The sequence below is a fragment of the Pseudomonas sp. TE4620 genome (assembly GCF_056279045.1).
The window spans coordinates 163212-184449 of the sequence record NZ_JBWBQO010000001.1 but is presented as its reverse complement, the minus strand read 5'-3'; the positions used below and the strand labels follow the sequence as shown (position 1 = coordinate 184449).

Genomic DNA, 21238 nt, shown 5'->3' with positions numbered 1-21238 from the left:
AGTAATCAGGCGTCATCGATCTGTCATTTTGCGGTCATAGAGCGGCAATCGGCACGGTCGAAACTGGCTTCATGAGCACACCGCCCCTGCATGTCACCCTGATCAGCGAAACCTTCCCACCCGAGATCAACGGCGTGGCCAACACCCTTGGCCGCCTCAGCGATGGCTTGCGATCGCGCGGCCATCGGGTCGAGTTGGTGCGCCCGCGGCAAGCGGCCGAACTGCCCTCGGCCAGCGACGACAACCTGCTGCTGTGCCGCGGCTGGCCGTTGCCGGGGTACCCGGGTTTGCAATGGGGCCAGGTGTCGATGCACAAGCTGCTGCGCCGCTGGCGCCGGCAGCGCCCGGACGTACTGTACATCGCCACCGAAGGCCCGCTGGGCCTGAGCGCCCTGCGCGCGGCGCGGCGCCTGGGGATCGCCGTGGTCAGCGGTTTTCACACCAATTTCCAGCAGTACTCCAGCGAATACGGCCTGGGCCTGCTGGCGCGCCTGCTGACCCACTACCTACGCTGGTTCCACCGGCGCACCCACAGCACCCTGGTGCCCAGCCCAAGCCAGCGCCTGGAGCTGGAACGGCGCGGCTTCGACAACCTCAGCCTGATGGCCCGGGGAGTCGATAGCCAGTTGTTCAACCCGGCGCGGCGCAGCCAGGCGCTGCGTGAGCAATGGGGGGTGGGCGCCGATGATATTGCCCTGTTGCATGTCGGACGCCTGGCCGCCGAGAAGAACCTAGGTTTGCTGCAACCTTGCCTGGACGCCCTGCAACAGCAGTATCCGCAACGGCGCATCAAATTGATCGTGGTCGGTGACGGGCCGCAACGCAGCGTGCTCGAACAACGCCTGCCGGGCGCAATATTCTGCGGCGCCCAGCGCGGCGAAAGCCTGGCTGAACACTATGCATCAGGGGATATTTTTGTGTTTCCCAGCCTGACCGAAACCTTCGGCAACGTCGTGCTAGAAGCCTTGGCCTCAGGCCTGGGTGTGGTTGCCTACGATCAAGCCGCGGCAGCCCAGCACATTCGCCACGGGCATAGCGGTGCGCTGGCCATGCCGGGGGATGCAGCAGCCTTTATCGATGCCGCCTGCTGGTTGCTGGAAGAGCCGGAAACTCTGCGCCGGGTGCGCCTCAATGCCCGCCAGCACGCCAGCCGCCAAGGCTGGCCGGCGATTGTCGAACAGTTCGAAGCGCACCTGCAGGCAGCCTGTCGCCAGGACCAGGGCAGCATTGCGCGCCCAGGCCCGGCGACGCTTGCGATCAAACCAGGGTCGTCAACGCCTCACGGCTGAACGGCAGGATGTCTTGCTCGCGGCCATCGCGCACCTTGGCGGCCCACTCCGGGTCGACCAGCAGCGCCCGGCCCACCGCCACCAGGTCGAACTCATCGTTGTTCAGGCGCTTGAGCAGGTTCTCTAGGCTGGCCGGTTGCGCCACCTTGTCGGTCGCCACCATGAACTGCAGGAACTCGCCATCCAGGCCAACGCTGCCGACGGTGATGGTCGGCTTGCCGGTGAGCTGGCGGGTCCAGCCGGCCAGGTTGAGGTCCGAGCCTTCGAACTCCGGCTCCCAGAAGCGCCGGGTCGAGCAGTGGAAGATATCCACACCGGCGTCTACCAATGGCTGCAGGAAGGCGCCGAGGGCCTCGGCGCTCTGTACCAGGCGGGCGCTGTAGTCCTGCTGCTTCCACTGCGAAAAGCGGAAAATGATCGGGAATTCCGGGCCCACCGCCGCACGCACCGCCTGGATCAGTTCGATGGCAAAACGCGAACGGCCAGCCAGGTCGCCGCCGTACTCATCCGTGCGCTGGTTGCTGGCCTCCCAGAAGAACTGGTCGATCAGGTAGCCGTGGGCACCGTGGATCTCGACGCCATCCATGCCGATGGTCTGGGCATCGCGAGCGGCCTGGGCGAACGCCTCGATCACTTCGCGGATATCGGCCTTGCTCATGCCGTGCACCACGACCTGGCAATCCTTGAGCTTTTCGCTCGGGCCATAACCCGGCACGCTGGCGTCCGGCTCGGTGCCCAGGCGGCGCACGCTGCCCACGTGCCAGAGCTGCGGCACGATGCGCCCGCCTTCGGCGTGCACGGCATCGACGACATTCTTCCAGCCAGCCAGGGCGCCGTCGCCGTAAAAACGCGGCACATTCGGGTAGCCGTTGGCAGCCTGGTGACCGACGGTGGTGCCTTCGGTGATGATCAGCCCAACGCCGGCAGCGGCGCGGCGGCGGTAGTACTCGACCACTTGTGCGTGGGGCACGCCGCCGGGGCAGAAGGTGCGGGTCATCGGTGCCATGACCACGCGGCTTGGCAGCTCGAGGGCGCCCAATTGGAAGGGTTTGAACAGTGCGGTGGCGGACATGCGGCGCTCCTGGGAAGAGGGAATGCGCCTGAGGATAGGGTGAGCCGTTCGGGTGGCCCAGTACTATTGATCTGGGTGATTAAACAGCATCGCGGGGCTAGCCCCGCGATCAACCGATCAGGCCAAGGCCTTCTCGATCGCCTGCACCACCACCGGATCATCCGGCGCGGTACGCGGCGAGAAGCGCGCCAATACCCGGCCGTCCTTGCCAACCAGAAACTTCTCGAAATTCCAGGTGATATCGCCAGGGAACTCGGCACCTTCACCGGCCAGCAAACGGTACAACTGATGGCGGTCATGACCATTGACCTCCAGCTTGCTGCCCAACGGAAAGGTCACGCCGTAATTCAGGCTGCAGAACTTCTGGATTTCTTCTTCAGTGCCCGGCTCCTGCCCGGCAAACTGGTTGCACGGCAGGCCCAGTACGCTGAAGCCTTTGCCCTTGTACTGCTGATAGAGGTTTTCCAGCGCCGCGTACTGCGGGGTCAGGCCACACTTGGAGGCGACATTGACCACCAGCACCACCTGGCCCTTGAACGGCGCCAGAGGCAACTCCTGGCCATCCAGTGCCTGCAACTTCAGGTCGTGAAATGCACTCATGACGTACTCCCCTTTCCAGATCCCGGTTGTCGCTGCGGGCTGCACTCAATAAAACCAGCCCATTAAAAAGGCGCCCTGCCAAGCCGTCTTCCCCTGCTGGAGTGCGACGGACTTGCCCGGGCGCCTTCGCGACTCTCTGAGCTTAGCGCAGAAAATCAGTGGTGATGGCCACCTTCGCCATGGATGTGGCGATGAGCGATTTCTTCTTCGCTGGCATCACGAACATCGACGACCTTGACCTTGAAGTTCAGGCGCTGGCCAGCCAGTGGGTGGTTGCCATCAACGGTGACGTCGTCGCCGTCCAGGTCGCGAATGGTGACGATCTGCATCTGGCCATCCGGCGCCGAAGCGTGGAACTGCATGCCCACTTCCAGCTCGTCGACACCTTCGAACATGCTGCGGTTCAGGGTGCTGACCAGCTCGGCCAGGTATTCGCCGTAGGCGTCTTCCGGCTCGACGGCAACGTCCAGCTCGTCACCGGTGGTTTTGCCTTCCAGGGCTTTTTCCAGGCCCGGGATGATGTTGCCTGCGCCATGCAGGTAGACCAGCGGAGCGCCGCCGGCGGAGCTGTCGATGACCTCACCAGCGTCGTTGGTGAGGGTATAGTCGATGGAGACAGCCTTGTTGGCGGCGATCAGCATGGGGCGAGACCTTTTGCATAAGAATGTAGAACGAACAAGTGTAACCAAGGCATCGCCTGAAAGCGAACGCAACCCGGACAAACGGGTTGCCGGATACTTCAGCCAGGTGCTGGGTTTCCATCAGGACGAGGACGGCCACTGGGTGGTCGAGCTGTCGTGCGGACACACCCAGCACCTGCGCCATCAGCCGCCCTGGCAATCACGCAGCTGGGTGCTCGACCCCGAGCAACGCCAGCAACGCATCGGCCAGGCATTTGCCTGTGGCTGGTGCGCTCAGGGGGCCGATAGCGCTACCCTTGGCAATTGATTCTTTGCACAGCTCATTTCGAGAAGCTCGCATGCAGACATTTTTTATCGCGCCGACCGACTTTGGTGTCGGCCTGACTTCGATCAGCCTGGGCCTGGTGCGCACCCTGGAGCGCGCCGGCCTCAAGGTCGGCTTCTTCAAGCCGATCGCCCAGCCGCACCCGGGCGATACCGGCCCGGAGCGCTCCACCGAACTGGTTGCCCGCACCCATGGCCTGAAGCCGCCCCAGCCGCTGAGCCTGGCCCATGTCGAGCGCATGCTCGGCGATGGCCAGCTGGATGAACTGCTCGAGGAGATCATCACCCTGTACCAGCAGGCCTGCGTCGGCAAGGACGTGGTAGTGGTCGAAGGCATGGTCCCGACCCGCCACGCCAGCTACGCCGCGCGGGTCAACCTGCACCTGGCCAAGAGCCTGGATGCCGAGGTGATCCTGGTCTCGGCGCCGGAAAACGAAGTGCTCACCGAGCTGTCCGGGCGCGTCGAGCTGCAGGCCCAGTTGTTCGGCGGCCCGCGCGACCCGAAAGTGCTTGGGGTGATCCTCAACAAGGTGCGCACCGACGAAGACATGAACGCCTTCGCCGCGCGCCTGACCGAGCATTCGCCGCTGCTGCGTGGCGGCGACTTCCGCCTGCTCGGCTGCATCCCGTTCCAGGCCGGCCTCAACGACCCGCGCACCCGCGACGTCGCCGAGCTGCTCGGTGCCCAGGTGCTCAACGCCGGTGACTACGAAACCCGGCGCATGAACAAGATCATCATCTGTGCCCGGACCGTGGCCAACACCGTGCCGCTGCTCAAGCCCGGCACCCTGGTGGTGACCCCGGGTGATCGCGACGACATCATCCTCGCCGTGAGCCTGGCGGCGATCAACGGCGTACCGCTGGCCGGCCTGCTGCTGACCAGCGACAGCAAGCCCGACCCGCGCATCCTCGAACTGTGCCAGGGCGCGCTGCTGGCCGGCTTGCCGATCCTCTCGGTGAGCACCGGCTCCTACGACACCGCCAACCAGCTCAATGGCCTGAACAAGGAAATCCCGGTGGATGACCGTGAGCGCGCCGAGCTGATCACCGATTTCGTCGCCAGCTACCTGGACGCCGACTGGCTGCACCAGCGCTGCGGCACCCCGCGCGAACTGCGCCTGTCACCAGCGGTGTTTCGCTACCAGTTGATCCAGCGCGCCCAGCAGGCCAACAAACGCATCGTCCTGCCCGAAGGCGCAGAACCGATGACCGTGCAGGCCGCCGCCATCTGCCAGGCTCGCGGCATCGCCCGCTGCGTGTTACTGGCCAAGCCCGACGACGTCCAGGTCGTGGCCCGCGCCCAGGGCATCACCTTGCCCGAGGGCCTGGAGATTCTTGACCCGGACCTGATCCGCGAGCGCTACGTCGAGCCAATGGTCAGCCTGCGCAAGAGCAAAAGCCTCAATGCACCGATGGCCGAGCAACAACTGGAAGACCCGGTGGTGATCGGCACCATGATGCTCGCCCTGGACGAGGTCGACGGCCTGGTCTCGGGCCTGGTGCACTCCACCGCCAACACCATCCGCCCGGCCCTGCAACTGATCAAGACCGCCCCCGGCTGCAGCCTGGTGTCATCGGTGTTCTTCATGCTTTTTCCCGAGCAGGTGCTGGTGTACGGCGACTGCGTGATGAACCCGCACCCGACGGCCAATGAACTGGCGGAAATCGCCCTGCAGAGCGCCGATTCCGCCGCAGCCTTCGGCATTGCCCCGCGGGTGGCGATGATCAGCTACTCCAGCGGTGATTCGGCCACTGGCGAAGAGGTCGAGAAGGTCCGCGAAGCCACCCTGCTGGCCCAGGAAACCCAGCGCGGCCTGCTGATCGACGGCCCGTTGCAATACGATGCCGCCGCCAACCTGGAGATCGCCCGGCAACTGGCGCCCAACAGCCAGGTGGCTGGCCGCGCCACGGTATTCGTGTTCCCCGACCTGAACACCGGCAACACCACCCACAAGGCCGTCCAGCGCAGCGCCGATTGCGTCAGCCTGGGGCCGATGCTGCAAGGCCTGCGCAAGCCGGTCAACGACCTGCCGCGCGGCGCCCAGGTCGACGACATCGTCTACACCATCGCCCTGACCGCCATTCAGGCCAACCGCTCACTGGATAGTTGAACATGCTCGGATTGCTACCCGCGCCACTGCGCGGGGTTATCGCCTCGCTGCTGCTGGGGCTCAACACCATCGTCTGCTGCACCCCGCTGTTCATCGTCAGCCTGTTCAAGCTGTTGCTGCCGTTCGCCGCGGCGCAGCGCCTCACCGATGAACTGATGCGCCACATTCACGAGGCCTGGATCAGCAACAACAATGCCTGGATCAACCTGCTGGGCAAGGCCCGCTGGCAGGTCGAGGGCCTGGCCGGGCTGGACTACCAGCACAGCTACCTGGTCACCAGTAACCACCAGAGCTGGGTCGATATCCTGGTGCTGCAATACGTGCTCAATCGGCGTATCCGCCCGCTGAAGTTCTTCCTCAAGCAGGTGCTGATCTGGGTGCCGGTGATTGGCCTGGCCTGGTGGGCGCTGGGCTTCCCGTTCATGAAGCGCTATTCCAAGGCGTACCTGGCCAAGCACCCGGAAAAGGCCGGCAAGGACCTGGAAACCACTCGCCGCACCTGCGCCAAATTCCGCGGCAAGCCGACGGCGATCTTCAACTTCGCCGAAGGCACGCGCTTCACCGCAGCCAAGCATCGCCAGCAGCAGTCACCGTTCAAGCACCTGCTCAAGCCCAAGGCCGGCGGCATTGCCTTTGTGCTTGATGCCATGGGCGAGCAATTGCAGTCGATCGTCAATGTCACCATTCATTATCCGAACGGTGCGCCAGGGTTCTGGGACTTGTTGTGCGGGCGGGTCAGGCACATTGTCGTGCACTTCGAGGAGCTGGCGATTCCGGCCGAGTTCCTGGGCAGGAACTACGACCAGGATGAAACCTACCGCCTGGCTTTCCAGCAATGGATCAACCAGCTGTGGAGCGACAAGGACGCCTTGCTGGAACGGCTGCGACAAAACGCCGACGGGTAATTTGCCAGACAGCATCTATGCTCACTTCCTACGATGATTTCACTAGCAATCACAAGGAACGTAAGCCTATGAAACCGCTGCGCCGCTTCGCCCATGCTGTTGCTGTCGTTTCGCTTCTGTCTGCAGCCAGTTTCACGGTGCAGGCAGAAGACATCCTGATCGACGCTGTCGCTACACAAGATATGGTGGATACCAAAGTCCTTGCCATCGACCAGACCAAGCGCATCGTTACAGTGGCTGGCCCTAAGAACTCCGAGGTGCCGATCCAGCTGAGCGAACAGGCCAAGGACCTGCATAACCTCAAGGTCGGCGACCTGGTCAACATCACCGTCAACCGCTCGGTTGCTACCGTGCTCGAAACCGACCTTAGCAAGGCCCCGGGCATCAGCAAGGACGCTGGCGTCATCCGTGCCACCAAGGACAACCCCAACCCGGGTGGTGAGGCATTCCGGCAGATCAAGGTCACCTCGAAGATCACCAAGATCGACCTGAAAACCCACGAAGTCACGCTGATGCCGCCTGAAGGCCCGCAAAGGGTCGTGAAAGTCGAAGACCCTGAACTTCAGGAGCGCATGAAGAATCTCGAGGTCGGCCAGTCTGTGGTCATCGTGTTTACCGATGTGCTGAAAGTCACCACCAAAAGCCCAAGCTGAGAAATTCGCAGGCACAAAAAAGGGGAGCCAGGCTCCCCTTCTTCACATCTTGCGACTTACTGATACTGCTGCCCGGGAATCGGCTTGAGGTTGACCTCTACCCGACGGTTCTGCGCGCGGCCGTTGGCGTCGGCGTTGCTGGCGATCGGCTGGTCCGGGCCCAGGCCGCGGGCGCTGACGCGGCTGCCATCGACGCCCTGGGAAGTCAGGTAGGTAACCACCGATTGTGCACGACGCTGGGACAGGTCCATGTTGTGCTGGCGGCTGCCGGTGCTGTCGGTGTAGCCGACCACTTCAATGGTGTTCTGGTTGAACTGCTTGAAGGAGTTTGCCAGGTTGTTCAGCGGCGAGTAGAAGCTCGGCGCGATGTTGGCCGAGTCGGTGGCAAAGGTGATGTTACCCGGCATGATCAGTTTGATCTGGTCGCCCTGGCGCTGCACCTCGACACCGGTGTTGGCCATGCTTGCACGCAATTCGGCTTCCTGTTTGTCGGCGTAGTAGCCATAACCTGCTGCGGCAGCACCGACGGCGGCAGCGCCGATCAGCGCACCCTTGCCGCGGTTGTTATGGTCGATGGCGGCGCCCGCGATGGCACCGGCCAGCGCACCCAGGCCGCCATACTTGGCGGTTTTGCTCATCCCTGTGGAACCCTGCTGCGCCTGACCCTGGCTGTCATACGGGTTGGGGCTGGCGCACCCGGACATCAGCGCGGCAGCGGTAGCGACGATAATCAAACGACGCATGGTGAACATGGACAAGCTCCTACTGTAATTCGAAAGTGCAGCGGATCTGATTCGGATCTATGCCAGCCTTGGATTGCAGCAAAGCAGAAAAATTCCCTGGAATCTCAGGCGCGCACAAACGGGTTCTGGCGCATCTCATCCCCCAGGCGGGTGTCCGGGCCATGGCCGGTGACCACCGTAGCCTCTTCATCCAGGCTGTACAGGCGCTGCTTGATGGAACGAACGATAGTCGCCTGATCGCCACCCCACAAATCGGTGCGACCAATCCCACGACGAAAAAGCGTATCGCCTGCAATCAACAGCTTGGCCTCGGCGAACCAGAAGCTCATCGAGCCCGGTGTGTGCCCCGGCGTGTGCAAGGCCACGCCACAGCCGCAGGCCAGCTCTTCGTCGTCGGCCAGCCAGCGGTCCGGCGGCGGAACCGGGGTGTAGGGCACGCCGAACATCTGGCACTGCATTTCCAGGTTGTCCCAGAGGAACTGGTCGTCCTTGTGCAGGTGCAAGGTGGCGCCGGTCATCTCCTTCAACTGCCCGGAGGCGAGGAAGTGATCCAGGTGCGCGTGGGTATGGATGATGCTCACCACCTTGAGGCCATGGGCATCAAGGCGGGCGAGGATCTGCTCAGGGTTGCCGCCCGGGTCGACGACGATGGCCTTTTTGCTGATCGGGTCGCCGATGATCGTGCAATTGCACTGCAGCGGGCCGACGGGGAAGGTTTCGCGGATTAGCTGGGGTTGAGCAACGTGCATGGGGTTACCGGAAAATAGTGGGGGCACTGAAGCGATGCCACTTCTTAACCTCATTTCTGCCTGTTGGCCAGCCCCGGCCATCGACCTGGCAGACGCACAGGTGCCTTGCAGTTCACCAGACATTGATCTTGCACAAAGCAATCTCTGAATAGCCACCTAGACTTGCCGGGGTCAACCTGCCTGCGCGCGTCAGCGCAAAGTGCAGCATTACAACAAAAAAAGGAAGAATCAGGATGTTCACTCCCTCACTCAAGGTACTGGTTTGTGCGCTGACCCTTTCGGCCGCTGGCTGGGCCCAGGCCGCTGACCCGATTACCATCAAGTTTTCCCATGTTGTTGCCGACTCAACGCCCAAGGGCCAGGGCGCAATCATGTTCAAGAAGCTGGTGGAAGAGCGCCTGCCAGGCAAGGTCAAGGTCGATGTCTACCCCAACTCGTCGCTGTTCGGTGATGGCAAGGAAATGGAGGCACTGCTGCTGGGCGATGTACAGATCATTGCGCCGTCGCTGGCCAAATTCGAGCAGTACACCAAGAAGGTTCAACTGTTTGACCTGCCCTTCCTGTTCAACGACATCCACGCCGTGGACCGCTTTCAGATGAGCCCCGCCGGCCAGGGCCTGCTCAAGTCCATGGAGGACAAGAACATCACCGGCCTGGCTTATTGGCACAACGGTATGAAGCAATTGTCGGCCAACAAGGCCTTGCACGTTCCCGCAGATGCCCGCGGTCTGAAATTCCGCGTGCAGGCTTCGGCAGTGCTGGAAGAGCAGTTCAAGGCGGTGCGTGCCAACCCGCGCAAAATGAGTTTTGCCGAGGTCTACCAGGGCTTGCAGACCGGTGTGGTCAATGGTGCGGAAAACCCCTACTCGAACATCTACAGCCAGAAAATGCACGAAGTGCAAAAGTACATCACCGAGTCCAATCATGGCGTGCTCGACTACATGCTGATCACCAACACCAAGTTCTGGAACGGCCTGCCAGCCGATGTGAAGCCAGAGCTTGAGAAAATCATCAGCGAAGTCACCCAGCACGTGAACAAAGAAGCCGAGGCGCTCAACCAGGGCGACAAGGAACGCATCATTGCGGCCAAGACCACCGAGATCATTACGCTCACGCCTGAGCAACGCGAGCAATGGCGAACGGCGATGAAGCCGGTGTGGAAAAAATTCGAAGGTGAAATCGGTGCCGAGCTGATCCAGGCAGCCGAGGCGGCCAACCAGGCGCAGTAAGCCCGCAGACAGTTGCCGCCGCCACGGCGGCAGCTGTGTCCGCTACACATCGGAGAATACGCATGAATGCCTTACGGCGTATCTGGGAGCATTTCGAGGAGGGCTTTATCGTCTTCCTCCTGGCCGCCATGACCTTGGTGACCTTCGTCTACGTCATCCTCAACAACCTCTACACCCTGTTCTACAGCCTTGCCGAGCGCTGGCCCGGTGCGGCCGACCTGTTCAACGGCATAGGCGACCATGTGATGGACGCCGCCCAGTCGATGACCTGGAGCAATGCCCTGACCAAGGCGCTGTTCGGCTGGCTGATTTTTTTCGGCCTGTCCTATGGCGTTCGCGTGGCCGGGCACATTGGTGTCGACGCCTTGGTAAAACTGGCCAGCAAGCCGGTTCAACGGCTACTCGGCATGCTTGCCTGTCTGTGCTGCCTCGGTTATGCCGGCTTGCTGAGCATCGCCAGTTTCGAGTGGATTCAAACCCTGTTCAATGCCGGTATTGGCGCCGAGGACCTGGGTCACTTCGGCATCATGCAGTGGCAAGTTGGCCTGATCGTACCGGTGGGCTTTGCCCTGGTGTTCATCCGTTTCACCGAAATCATGGTACGAATACTCCAGCACCGCCAGACCGGTTTGGGGTTGGCCGACGAAGCGGCGGATGCGCTGAAACTGGCCGAGCATGAGGACGACAAGCGATGACCATCCTCTTTCTCTTCGTCACCCTCTTCGCCCTGATGTTCATCGGCGTCCCCATTGCCATTTCCCTGGGGCTCTCCGGCTCGCTGACTATCATGCTGTTCAGCCAGGACTCGGTTCGCTCGCTGGCGATCAAGTTGTTCGAGACCTCGGAACACTACACCTTGCTGGCAATTCCGTTCTTTCTCCTGGCCGGGGCGTTCATGACCACCGGTGGCGTGGCTCGGCGCCTGATTGACTTTGCCAATACCTGTGTCGGACACATTCGCGGAGGTCTGGCGATTGCCGCCGTATTGGCCTGCGTACTGTTCGCCGCACTGTCAGGTTCTAGCCCGGCAACCGTGGCTGCAGTCGGCTCGATTGCGATTGCCGGGATGGTTCGGTCCGGTTATCCACAAGCCTTCGGCGCCGGCATCATCTGCAACGCCGGCACCCTGGGTATCCTCATCCCACCGTCGATCGTGATGGTGGTGTATGCCGCCGCCACCGAAACCTCGGTAGGCAAACTGTTCATGGCCGGCGTAGTACCAGGCTTGATGCTGGGCTTGATCCTGATGATCGCCATCTACATCGTGGCGGTGAAAAAGAACCTGCCAGCCCTGCCCCGTGCCACTTTCAGGGAATGGCTCAGTGCCGCCCGCAAGGCCGTCTGGGGTCTGTTGCTGATGGTGATCATCCTCGGCGGCATCTACAGCGGTATGTTCACCCCGACTGAGGCGGCGGCGGTCGCTGCGGTGTACTCGGCCTTCATCGCCTTGTTCGTGTACCGTGACATGTCGTTCAAGGAAGCGCCCAAGGTGCTGCTGGAGTCGGCAAAACTGAGCATCATGCTGATGTTCATCATTGCCAACGCGATGCTCTTCGCCCACGTCCTGACCACCGAACAGCTACCGCAACAAATCACCACCTGGGTAATCGAAGCCGGGCTGACGCCGGTGACGTTCTTGCTGGTGGTGAACATCGTGCTGCTGGTGGCCGGTGCCTTCATGGAGCCATCGGCGATCATCCTGATCCTGGCCCCGATCCTGTTCCCGATCGCTATGAAACTGGGCATCGACCCGATTCACCTGGGCATCATCATGGTGGTCAATCTGGAGATCGGCTTGATCACCCCGCCGGTCGGCCTGAACCTGTTCGTCACCTCGGCGGTAACCGGAATGCCGCTGACGGCAACCGTGCGCGCGGCAATGCCTTGGCTGACGTTATTGGTCGGCTTCCTGATTCTGGTCACCTATGTGCCCTGGATCTCGCTGGTGCTTCCTGATCTGCTTGGTATGTGAGCATCAGGGCTGTGACCGCCAAATGGCGGTCGCAGCTCATTGCCTCAGGTTTGCCCAGGCACTGTTGATCAAGGCAGGTAAAGCCTGAACAGTCCGCCGCCCAGGACCCCGCCGTTGGCAATCTCGATCCGCCCTTTGACCCCGTTGCGCTCATGCAGGCCGGCAATCCGTGCGGCAAAGTACAAACCCAGGCCGGTACTGCCGCTCTGGCCATCGATACCCTGCACATATTCCTGCTGGCGCTCGAGCATGCGCGCCGGGAAGCCCGGGCCGTCATCGTTGATGCTCAGCACCAGTTGCTCGCCCTCGTCATTGACGCTGATCAGCAAGGTGTGGCCAGCGTAGCGAATGGCGTTGTTGAGGATGTTGGCGACCACCGAACCGACCAGTTCACGGTCGAAAAAGCCCAGCGGGCTGGCGGTTTCGATGCGCCAGCTGGCGAGGATGTCGCGATGCTGCAGCAGGTTCTGCTGGGCCGCCAGCTGGGCTTCGATGAAGTCGTCGAGCTCGTGGTAGTCGGGGCACATGGGCAATTGGTTGACGCCCAGTTTGTACAGCCCCAGCAACTGCACCAGCATGCCGTTGAGGTGGCTGAACTCGTGCTCCATCACCCCCTGCTCGCTGCCGCTGCGCAGGGCCTCGGGCAGGCGCGCCAGCCACTGGCTGTGGGCCTGGGTCAAGGCGGCGAGGGAGTTTTTCATGTCGTGCACGGTGGAGGCGATCACCGTCGAGAAATCCAGCCCCTGATTGTCCTGGTTCATGCGCCGAAAGCCCGGATGTGCAGTTTGCGGTAGCGATCATAACGGTTATCGCTTTTCGGGATGCCGGTGACGCTGCCCAGGCACGCGCGGCATTCGTCCATGATCGCCGGTGGCGGTGTCTCGCCACCGATGCGCAACAGCGCCTGGGCGGTGTTGAGGGCGATACTGATGTTCTTCGGCTGCAGCGTCAGTGCCCGGCGGAACTGCGCCAGGGCTTCGCTGAGCTGGCCGGCCTGGTAGCTGCGCACGCCCTGGCGGTTGAGGTCGACCGCTTCGGTCACCGCGCCGAGCACGCTCGGGTCATCGGTCAGTTGCGCCACGCTCTGCATGACTTTAGGGTCGTCACCGTAGGTTTCCACGCAGCCCTTGAGAATCGCGGTACCGGCAGATTCCTGGCCGAGTTTCTGCAATTGCGTAGCCACCACCAGCGCCGCCTCGACCGAGAAAAACTGGTCCATCTTCTCTAGCCGGGCCATGGCCTGCTCGGTCAGCTTGGCGGCGGTTTCGGCGTCGCCGGCCTGCTGCAGGCTGGCGGCTTTCATCAGCCGCGCACGCACCTGCAGGCCCTGGTCTTCGACGTTCTCCTTGGCCACTTCGCTGAGCACCGTGTTGATCTCGACCCGGGTGCGCGCATCCAGGCCGTTGCCGGCGTTCTTGTTCATCAATGCCTGGACCAGCCCGAGGTTGCTTTCCGGGTCTTTGTAGCGCGAGCTCTGGCCCTGGTTGACCGCATGCCGGTAGGCCTTGGACGAAGTGTCGTAGTCATCGTTGCTCAGGGCCAGCTTGCCCAGCATCATCTGCCGGCGCACGGCCAAGGGCGAGAGGCGCACGGCCTCTTCCAGCACACCCTGGGCACGCTTGCTTTCGCCCTGGGCCACCAGCACTTCGGCCAGGCCGTCGTACAGGCCGGGCATCATCGGGAAGGCCTTGAGCGCCTGCTCGTACACACCCTGGGCCTGGGCCAGCTGGTTGCGCTTGTACAGCAGGCCGCCAAGGGCGGCATAGGCCCAGGGCGTGGCCCGGCTGGCGATGATGGTGGTGAGGAATTTTTCCAGCTCATCGAAGCGGTTCAGGTCGCGCAGAGCATCGGCGCGGTAGCGCAGGCACAGCGGGGCGAAGCGCGGGTCCTTCTTGCACAGCTCGGCGCAGGCCGCCAGCACCTCGGCCGGGCGGCCGCGGTCCAGGGCCTGGAGGATCGGCTTGAGCAGGGTCTTGCGCTGCACCAGTTTTTCCAGGCGCTGGGCCAGGCCGATGCGGTTGAACGGCTTGGTCAGGTAAGCGTCGGGCTCATGCTCCAGGGCACTGAGGACAATCGCCTGGCTGCTTTCGGCGGTGACCATGAGGAACACGCACTCATGGCTGATCAGCTTGTCGAGGATCAGGTCTTCGAGCACCTGCTGGCCATTCTTCTTGCCATCACCCAGGTGGAAATCCTGAAGAATGAAGTCATAGCGTTTTTGCGCACACATGCGCAGCGCCTGTTCGCCGCTGTCGGCGGTATCGACATCACGCACACCAAGCTCGCGCAGCATCGAGCGGGCCGAACTGCGAAAATCGGAGAAATCATCGACGATCAGAAAGCTTTTTTGGCTGTAGACCTGCATCCACGAAACCTGTCATGGCAAATAAAAAAATAGACGCAGAGACACCTTCACGGACAGGCTCGGCTTCGCGGGTAGATTCGCTGCGGCGCTTAATCGGGCCGCACTCGCAGAGTATCGGCCACACAGGGCGATAGCTTGAGGCGTACAGAGCGCATATTTGCTGGACGCAAGTACCAGCAACGGAACAAATAATGGCATTGCGCCATCATCGAGGATGTTCACCGCCGAGTCAAAACTAGTGCAGCATGCCTAATGCCTTGGCCCGGGCCACCGCCTGGGTGCGTCGCTCGACGCCGAGCTTGCTGTTGATATGGCTGGCGTGGGTTTTCACCGTGTGCAGAGAGATGAACAGGCGCTCGCTGATTTCCTGGTTCGAGCAGCCCTGGGCGATCAGTTCGAGCACAGCCATTTCCCGGGCGCTCAAGGCCTCGCCGCTACCGCCCGCTTCAGTCGATTCAAGCGCGGGCAACAGCGCCAGCAAGCTGCTTTGCGCAGGCCCCTGGGGTTGCAGCAGCAACTGCTCGCGCAGCCATTGCGGGTGATCCTGCAACAGCCGCTGGAACGGCTGCAGGACGCCGCCGCGCGCGGAATCGAGCGCCAGCGCCAGCAGGCCGCGCGCCTGGGCTTCGTTGTTGTTGGCCAGCAGCAGCAACGTCCACTGGCACAGCGCAGTAACGCAAAGCATCTGCCCGCCACTGGCCTGGCCGCGCTCCACCAGTGCCTGCAAGCGCCTTGCGGCCTGTTCCAGGCGGCCCTGGGTGCGTTCGAGCAAGGCCTGCTGCAATTCGATATGCAGCGGCAGCAACGGGTGGAACTCCGGGGCGGCCGCCGCCTGCTCGCCCCCGTAGGTCTGGCCCAGGCGCAGCAGCCAGGATTCGGCCAGGTCGGTGCGCCCCTGGGCCAGCCACAGCTCGCATTTGACCAGGGTGATCATCGCCAGATAGAAAATCGGCGGCACGTCCCAGATGTGCATCAGCCGTTCGGCTTCAGCAAGCTCGGCAAAGGCTTCGGCAAAGCGCCCTTCACGGCCATCGAGCGAAGCGATCACGCAGTGGCCGATCAGTACGCTGATATCGCGACAGGCGCGCGCCTCGATCAACCCGGCCCGCAGGCGACTGCGGCCGGCCTCCGGTTGCAGCCGGGCCGCCAGCAGGTAGCCTTCGTACAGGGTCAGGCGTGCCCGCGCCGCGTACAACCGTTGCGCCGACAAACCCTGCAGGCGCTGCAGGCCCTGGCGCACTTCATCGAGGGCGCGCAACACCTCGCCACGGGCGTGCAGCACCCGTGCCCGGTCGTAATGGGCCAGGGCTTCGAACAACGGGTTGCCGACCCGCTGGGCCAGCTCCAGTGCTTCGCGATTCCAGCCACGGGCACGCCAGAAATCGGCATCGGCGATGGCCAGGTTGGACAACGTCGAGAGGCACACCAGGCGCTGCCCGTAACGCTTGAACGGCAAGCTGTGCAGCGCTTCGGAGCAATATTCGAGGGTACGCTGGCGGTCGCCGCGACCACGGGCGATCACCCCGCTGAGCGCCAGCCACTGAGCGAGCATGGATTTCTGTGCGGTGGCCGAAGGCGCCGGCAAGAAACGGCTCAGGTGGCTGGCCAGTTCTTCGGCGGCATCCAGCTGCCCGGCCAGGCCCAGGGCCCAGCTGTACAGCACGATCAACCGCGGTGTGCTGATCAGCAGGCTGTCGGGCAGGTCCATCTTCCAGCGCAGCAGCATGCCGACGTTCTGCTCGGCCAGCAGTTGCTCTTCGGAGAGGTTCTGCACCAGGTTGGCGGCCACGTCCAGGTGGCCGGCGCGCAAGGCCTGCTCAACGGCTTCATCGAGCAGGCCCTGGCCATGGAACCAGCGACAGGCACGCAAATGCAGGCTCGACAGCGGCAGGCTGGCCTGGCGGGTACGCAGCAGGTCGGAGAACAAATGGTGATAGCGAAACCACCGCCCATGTTCGTCCAGCGGCACCAGGAACACCTGGTGAGCCTGCAGGTAACGGAGAATCTCGGCGCTGTCGTGGCTTTCGCGCAGGGCATCGCAAAGCTCGGCGCAAAAGCGCTCCTGGCAGGCGGTGTCGTAGAGAAAGCCTTGCACTTCGGCGGGCAGCATCTCGATGACTTCTTCGAGCAGGTAGTCGCGAATCAGCCCCTCGCCACCGTGCAGGGCCTGGGGCAAGGCGCTGTCGGCACCGGCCTCGTTGGCCGCCAGCAGCCAGAAACGCAAGCCGGCGACCCAGCCATCGCTGCGCTGGATCAGGTTGTCCAGCGCCTGGCCGCGCAACACCGTCGGTTGCTGGCCCAGCACGGCGAGGGACTCATCGGTGGTCAGGCGCAGGTCCTGCTCGTTGAGTTCAAGCAACTGGCGCGACAGACGCAGGCGCGCCAGGTGCCAGTCCGGCCGCTGGCGGCTGGTGACCAGCAACACCAGGCCGGGCGGCAGGTGATTGAGGAAAAACTGCAGGCAGCGGTCAAGCACCGGCCCCTGGGCCAGGTGGTAGTCGTCGAGCACCAGTAGCAAGGGGTTGTGTGGCTGCAGGTGACGGGCCAGTTCATCGAGCAGGCCGTCGAGCCACTCTTCGAAGGCAAACGGCTGGTGCCGCTGGCGCATCTTCAGCAGGCCCAGGGCCTGGCCGCCGAGGGCCGGGCAGTATTGCTGCAAGCCTTCGAGCAGGCGCTCGAGGAAGCGCCCGGGGTCGTTGTCGCGCCGGCTCAAACCCAGCCAGAGGCTGCTCCAGTGGTTGGGCAGGCCCTGGCAGAACTCCACCGCCAACGAACTTTTACCGAAACCTGCCGGTGCATTGACCAGCAGCAAGCGCCCGCCGAGCCCCGCCTGCAAACGCTGACACAAGCGCGCCCGCGGCACATGGCCTTCGGGCAGCGGCGGGCGAAAGAAACGGCCCTCCAGGACGCTCATGGCCTGGCTGGCGAACCCTTGCGTACGGGACAGATCAGTCATGGCCGGCTCGTTTTTAGTTAGGGAATCGTCGGCAGTACGGATCAGCGCAGACTAGCGGGTTAAACAGCACATTTGAAGACAATTGCCGCGCTTTGCGGAAAAAAGACTACAACAAAAAACGACAAGGCTCAGCCGACACGGATGCGCAAACAGAAACGCCCCGGCAAGCCGGGGCGTTCTGGGAGATCACACGGAGGTTTGAAACTTAGCGCACACCTTCCTGGCGAAGCGCTGCAGGCTGGAAGTCAGCCTTGGAGGCAGTGAACCCGAAGTCGTAGGCTCGCTTTTCCTCGTTCTTCATGCCCAGGGCCAGGTAGCGACCGGACTGCAGGTCGTAGATGGCTTCCAGGGTGTACCACGGCACCTGGACGTTGTAGTAGTCCTGGGAGTGGGCTTCGGACACGCGCCACAGCTGGTTGCGACCGTCGTACTGGTCGATCACCGCCGCTTGCCAGGTGTCTTCGTCGATGTAGAAGTCACGCTTGGCGTAGATGTGGCGCTGGCCCGGTTTCAGGGTTGCGACCACATGCCATACCCGGCGCAGTTCGTATCGGGCGAGGTCCTGGTTGATGTGCCCGGCCTTGATGATGTCGGCGTACTTGAGCTTGGGATCGTCAAGCTTGTAGCTGTTGGAGGCAATGAACAGCTCTTTCTTGCCTTCCAGCTTCCAGTCGTAACGGTCCGGCGCGCCGTTGTACATGTCCAGGTTGTCGGAGGTGCGCAGGCCGTCGGCGGCGGTACCCGGGCCGTCGTAGGACACTTGTGGCGCTGCCCGTACCCGGCGCTGGCCGGCGTTGTAGACCCACGCCTTGCGCGGCTCCTTGACCTGGTCGAGGGTCTCGTGCACCAGCAGTACGGTACCGGCCAGGCGCGCTGGCGCCGTCACCTTCTGCTTGAAGTAGAACAGCACGTTGCCCGGGTTGGCCGGATCGTAATCTTTCATCCGGTCGCGGAAGACGAACTGGTCCTGGAAGTACACCAGGCTGAACGAGCCGTTCTGCTGCGGCGTGGCCTGGGTCACCAGGCGAGTCACGCTGCCGCCACGGTAGCGGGTGATGTGGTTCCAGATCACTTCGACGCCGCTTTTCGGAATCGGGAACGGCACGGCGGTGTCGAAGTTTTCCAGACCGTTGCCGCCGCCAACCAGGTTGGTGCTGGTGGCGTTCTTCTTGATCGCCGCGAACACCGCGTCCGGTACGGTAGCGCCCCGGTGGGTCGGGTACACCGGCATCTTGAAGGTGTCCGGATAGCGCTTGAACATGGCGACCTGGCCAGGGGACAGTTTGTCCTTGTACTGGTCGACGTTCTGCGCGGTGATGGTGAACTTCGGTTGTTCGCTGCCATAAGGGTCGGCAAGGAAACCCTTGCTATCGACGCTACCGGCACTTTTGGCAAGCGGCTTCCAGGCCGTGATCGAGCCGTCGGCGTTACCGGCCTTTTCAGCACCCATCGGCGTCAGGCTGGCGCCCAGCTTGGCCGCCTCGTCGGCGGAAACCGCCGCCATGACACTGGTCGCCAACAGGGACAGGCCCAGTACACCGGCTTGCAGCAGAGTCTTGGTTGTTTTCATCTTCATGGTCGTCCTGAATCCGAATTCTTAGAAGTTCACGCCGAAGCTGAGGGCGATGAAATCGCGGTCATCCACGGTGGTGTACTTGCCGTCGAAGAAGTTGGTGTACGACAGGCTGGTGGTGTAGGTGTTCTGGTACTCGGCATCCAGGCCCAGGCTGATCGCCTTGCGCCCTTCCTCGAAGTTGCTGCCAGGGCCTGGCGAGTAGCCAGACACGTCATGGGACCAGGCCACGCTCGGCTTGAGGTTGACCCCGGCGAATACATCCGGGTAGTCCCAGATGGCGCGCGCGCGGTAGCCCCAGGAAGTACTGGTGGTGTAACCGTCGTTCTCGCAGTTGCGGCTGCGGTTGGCGTCCGAAGCGCCAGGGCCTGCGCCGTTGATGGTGCCGGTGTTGATGATCGCCGAGCAGGTATCGAGATTGCCTGCCCCTGGGGTTGCCGGCAGCGGGCCTGGGCCGTAGACCGGGTCGCGGCCGTAACGCACATCGTGGGCGCTTTCCAGGCCGCCGACATGGGTCACGCCGACTTCACCCACCACGGTCAGGCGGCTGGCGCCCATGACCTGGTCGAAGAAGTGCGTCAGGGTGGTCTGGAACTGGGTGATTTCCTTGCGCCGGTAGCCGTTCAGGTCCTGGCCCGGCACCCCGTTGAGCAGCGAGGCGTTGGCCAGGGTGCCGCCAATCGGACGCACGCCGGCATACAGGATATCGGTGGTGTTGAGCTGCACCGGGGCGTTTGGCCGGTAGCTGATTTCACCGCTCCACGCCGTGCCGGTAGGCAGGGTGGTGGAGAAGCTCAGGCCGTACAGGCGGATGTCTTCCGGGTACTCGACAAAGTAGCTGGAGTTGCCGGCGACGATCAGCGGTGCCAACGGACGCAAGGCTGCGGGCAGCCCGGCCAGGCCGGCATAGACCCGCGGATCGGCACCGTGGGCGCTGAAGATCGGCGCACGGCTGTGGTAGTTCATGAAGTAGGCGCCGAACTCGGTGCCCAGCGGGTCGTACATGTAACGCAAGGCCACGCCGAACTGGCCGCTGTCTCGCGCATCGCGGTCAGGGCCACGGGCGACCCGCACACCTTCGCCATTGACGTCCACACCCTGGCTTGCGAGGAAGCCGCGGGCGGCCGCTGGCAACGCGTTGGCACTGTTGAGTACGCGCAGGTTATCGGTACAGCCGTCGGCAATGATGTCCGGCTGGGAGAAGAAGGTGCCGCAGTTGTCGACGACGGTCTGGTCCCATTCGAGCTGGTAGAAGGCTTCGCCCGAGAGATTGTCGGTCAGGCTCTGGGACACATAGAACATGTTGACCGGAATCAGGCCTTCCTTGATTTCGGCACCCGGACGGCGGAAGGCCGCCACGTCGATCGGGTTGATCGAGTTGATACCGTTACCGATGAAGGTACTTTCACCCCAGCTGACCACCTGCTTGCCCAGGCGCACCGAGCCCGGCTGATCGGCGATCGAGTAGTTGTGGTAGACGAAGGCGTCGAGGATCTGCCCGCCGGACGACTTGGCGCCCTCTTTGCGGTTGGTGTCGCTGATGTCCTTGAACTCGCGATGCTCATCCTTGAGTTCGAAGTCGTACCAGTACTTGCCACGGACGAATACCCCGGTATCGCCGTACTTGAGTTCCAGGTCGTGGATACCCTTGAAGATTTTCGAGAAGGTCTCACCGCGCTTGAAGTTCAGGTGGCCGTCATCGGAGGTCTGCGACAACCCCTTGCCGCCGTTGTTGACGCCGATCAGGTTCTTGTTCGGGCTGGCTGTCGACCAGCTCGCCCCCACCGACAGCGACGAGTCGAACGAGCCTTCGATTTCACCGATGTTGAAACTGACGCCGAATGCAGGACCGGCGAGCGTAGAAGCGAGGCTGACGGCCAGGGGCAGTTTCGCCCGGCGCCAGAACAGATTTGCTGATGTCATCGACGCTACTCCATGTACTTTATTTTTATGGCAGTGAGTCCTTTGCAGAAACGCATCGCTCGAGCGGTGTGAGCGCACCTTTTTGCTCAAACGAGTGGCTGGGCACATGCATGTGCGATCCCCCGTTCCTGAA

At 62.7% G+C, this 21238-nt stretch carries 18 protein-coding genes; 8 read left to right on the top strand and 10 right to left on the bottom strand.

Features of this window, described 5'->3' with window-relative positions:
• Positions 1-71: 71 nt before the first annotated feature.
• The gene (locus tag ACZ9A3_RS00860) at positions 72-1289 is read left to right on the top strand and encodes a glycosyltransferase family 4 protein (protein WP_045196066.1); all 1218 of its coding nucleotides are present in this window, start codon (positions 72-74) and stop codon (positions 1287-1289) included.
• Here ACZ9A3_RS00860 and ACZ9A3_RS00855 read toward each other — a convergent pair.
• The 3 genes from ACZ9A3_RS00855 to ACZ9A3_RS00845 all read right to left on the bottom strand — a co-directional run bounded on the left by ACZ9A3_RS00855 (position 1258) and on the right by ACZ9A3_RS00845 (position 3602).
• Positions 1258-2361: an NADH:flavin oxidoreductase gene (locus tag ACZ9A3_RS00855; RefSeq protein ID WP_476252042.1), complete on the bottom strand. Its 1104-nt coding sequence runs from the start codon at positions 2359-2361 to the stop codon at positions 1258-1260. The genes ACZ9A3_RS00860 and ACZ9A3_RS00855 overlap by 32 nt on opposite strands.
• A 117-nt stretch (positions 2362-2478) precedes the next feature.
• Complete coding sequence (locus ACZ9A3_RS00850) at positions 2479-2961, bottom strand: glutathione peroxidase (RefSeq protein ID WP_213602420.1); 483 nt, start codon at positions 2959-2961, stop codon at positions 2479-2481.
• 155 nt (positions 2962-3116) lie between these two features.
• A complete protein-coding gene (locus ACZ9A3_RS00845) occupies positions 3117-3602 on the bottom strand; it encodes an FKBP-type peptidyl-prolyl cis-trans isomerase (protein ID WP_045196060.1) in 486 nt (161 codons plus the stop codon).
• Here ACZ9A3_RS00845 and ACZ9A3_RS00840 point away from each other — a divergent pair.
• From ACZ9A3_RS00840 to ACZ9A3_RS00825, 4 genes are all read left to right on the top strand, one after another.
• Positions 3571-3909 (top strand): DUF3565 domain-containing protein, encoded by a 339-nt coding sequence (locus ACZ9A3_RS00840; protein ID WP_082075423.1) that lies wholly within the window; start codon positions 3571-3573, stop codon positions 3907-3909. The two genes, ACZ9A3_RS00845 and ACZ9A3_RS00840, sit on opposite strands and share 32 nt — an antisense overlap.
• A 31-nt stretch (positions 3910-3940) precedes the next feature.
• Positions 3941-6037 carry a phosphate acetyltransferase gene (gene pta / locus ACZ9A3_RS00835; protein ID WP_476252041.1) on the top strand — a complete coding sequence of 699 codons (2097 nt, stop codon included), beginning with the start codon at positions 3941-3943 and terminating at the stop codon, positions 6035-6037.
• Between the two features lie 2 nt (positions 6038-6039).
• Entirely contained in the window at positions 6040-6942 is a 903-nt protein-coding gene (locus ACZ9A3_RS00830) for an acyltransferase (protein ID WP_045196055.1), read from the top strand.
• Between the two features lie 68 nt (positions 6943-7010).
• Entirely contained in the window at positions 7011-7595 is a 585-nt protein-coding gene (locus ACZ9A3_RS00825) for a hypothetical protein (protein ID WP_213602424.1), read from the top strand.
• Positions 7596-7651: 56 nt separating this feature from the next.
• Here ACZ9A3_RS00825 and ACZ9A3_RS00820 read toward each other — a convergent pair whose 3' ends face one another.
• A complete protein-coding gene (locus ACZ9A3_RS00820) occupies positions 7652-8347 on the bottom strand; it encodes a YiaD family glycine zipper/OmpA-like lipoprotein (protein WP_045196051.1) in 696 nt (231 codons plus the stop codon).
• A gap of 95 nt (positions 8348-8442) precedes the next feature.
• The gene (locus tag ACZ9A3_RS00815; protein WP_093387972.1) at positions 8443-9087 is read right to left on the bottom strand and encodes an MBL fold metallo-hydrolase; all 645 of its coding nucleotides are present in this window, start codon (positions 9085-9087) and stop codon (positions 8443-8445) included.
• Positions 9088-9320: 233 nt separating this feature from the next.
• Between ACZ9A3_RS00815 and dctP the strand changes: the two genes are divergently transcribed.
• The 3 genes from dctP to dctM all read left to right on the top strand — a co-directional run bounded on the left by dctP (position 9321) and on the right by dctM (position 12288).
• Positions 9321-10316, top strand: coding sequence for a C4-dicarboxylate TRAP substrate-binding protein DctP (gene dctP / locus ACZ9A3_RS00810; protein WP_213602426.1), 996 nt, complete (start codon positions 9321-9323; stop codon positions 10314-10316).
• Between the two features lie 62 nt (positions 10317-10378).
• The gene (locus ACZ9A3_RS00805) at positions 10379-11011 is read left to right on the top strand and encodes a TRAP transporter small permease (protein WP_476252040.1); all 633 of its coding nucleotides are present in this window, start codon (positions 10379-10381) and stop codon (positions 11009-11011) included.
• Positions 11008-12288, top strand: a complete 1281-nt coding sequence (gene dctM / locus ACZ9A3_RS00800; RefSeq protein ID WP_093387964.1) for a C4-dicarboxylate TRAP transporter large permease protein DctM — start codon at positions 11008-11010, stop codon at positions 12286-12288. Before ACZ9A3_RS00805 ends, dctM begins: the two co-directional genes overlap by 4 nt.
• Before the next feature lie 68 nt (positions 12289-12356).
• Here the strand turns inward: dctM and ACZ9A3_RS00795 are convergent, their stop codons facing one another.
• The 5 genes from ACZ9A3_RS00795 to ACZ9A3_RS00775 all read right to left on the bottom strand — a co-directional run bounded on the left by ACZ9A3_RS00795 (position 12357) and on the right by ACZ9A3_RS00775 (position 21105).
• On the bottom strand, positions 12357-13049 hold the full coding sequence (locus ACZ9A3_RS00795) for a sensor histidine kinase (RefSeq protein ID WP_045196047.1): 693 nt from the start codon (positions 13047-13049) through the stop codon (positions 12357-12359).
• Positions 13046-14653: a tetratricopeptide repeat-containing response regulator gene (locus ACZ9A3_RS00790; protein WP_093387961.1), complete on the bottom strand. Its 1608-nt coding sequence runs from the start codon at positions 14651-14653 to the stop codon at positions 13046-13048. Before ACZ9A3_RS00790 ends, ACZ9A3_RS00795 begins: the two co-directional genes overlap by 4 nt.
• 235 nt (positions 14654-14888) lie before the next feature.
• Positions 14889-17609 (bottom strand): winged helix-turn-helix domain-containing protein, encoded by a 2721-nt coding sequence (locus ACZ9A3_RS00785; RefSeq protein ID WP_213602428.1) that lies wholly within the window; start codon positions 17607-17609, stop codon positions 14889-14891.
• 205 nt (positions 17610-17814) lie between these two features.
• Complete coding sequence (locus ACZ9A3_RS00780) at positions 17815-19179, bottom strand: DUF1329 domain-containing protein (RefSeq protein ID WP_093388214.1); 1365 nt, start codon at positions 19177-19179, stop codon at positions 17815-17817.
• A gap of 27 nt (positions 19180-19206) precedes the next feature.
• Positions 19207-21105 carry a DUF1302 domain-containing protein gene (locus ACZ9A3_RS00775; RefSeq protein WP_045196041.1) on the bottom strand — a complete coding sequence of 633 codons (1899 nt, stop codon included), beginning with the start codon at positions 21103-21105 and terminating at the stop codon, positions 19207-19209.
• Positions 21106-21238: the final 133 nt, after the last annotated feature.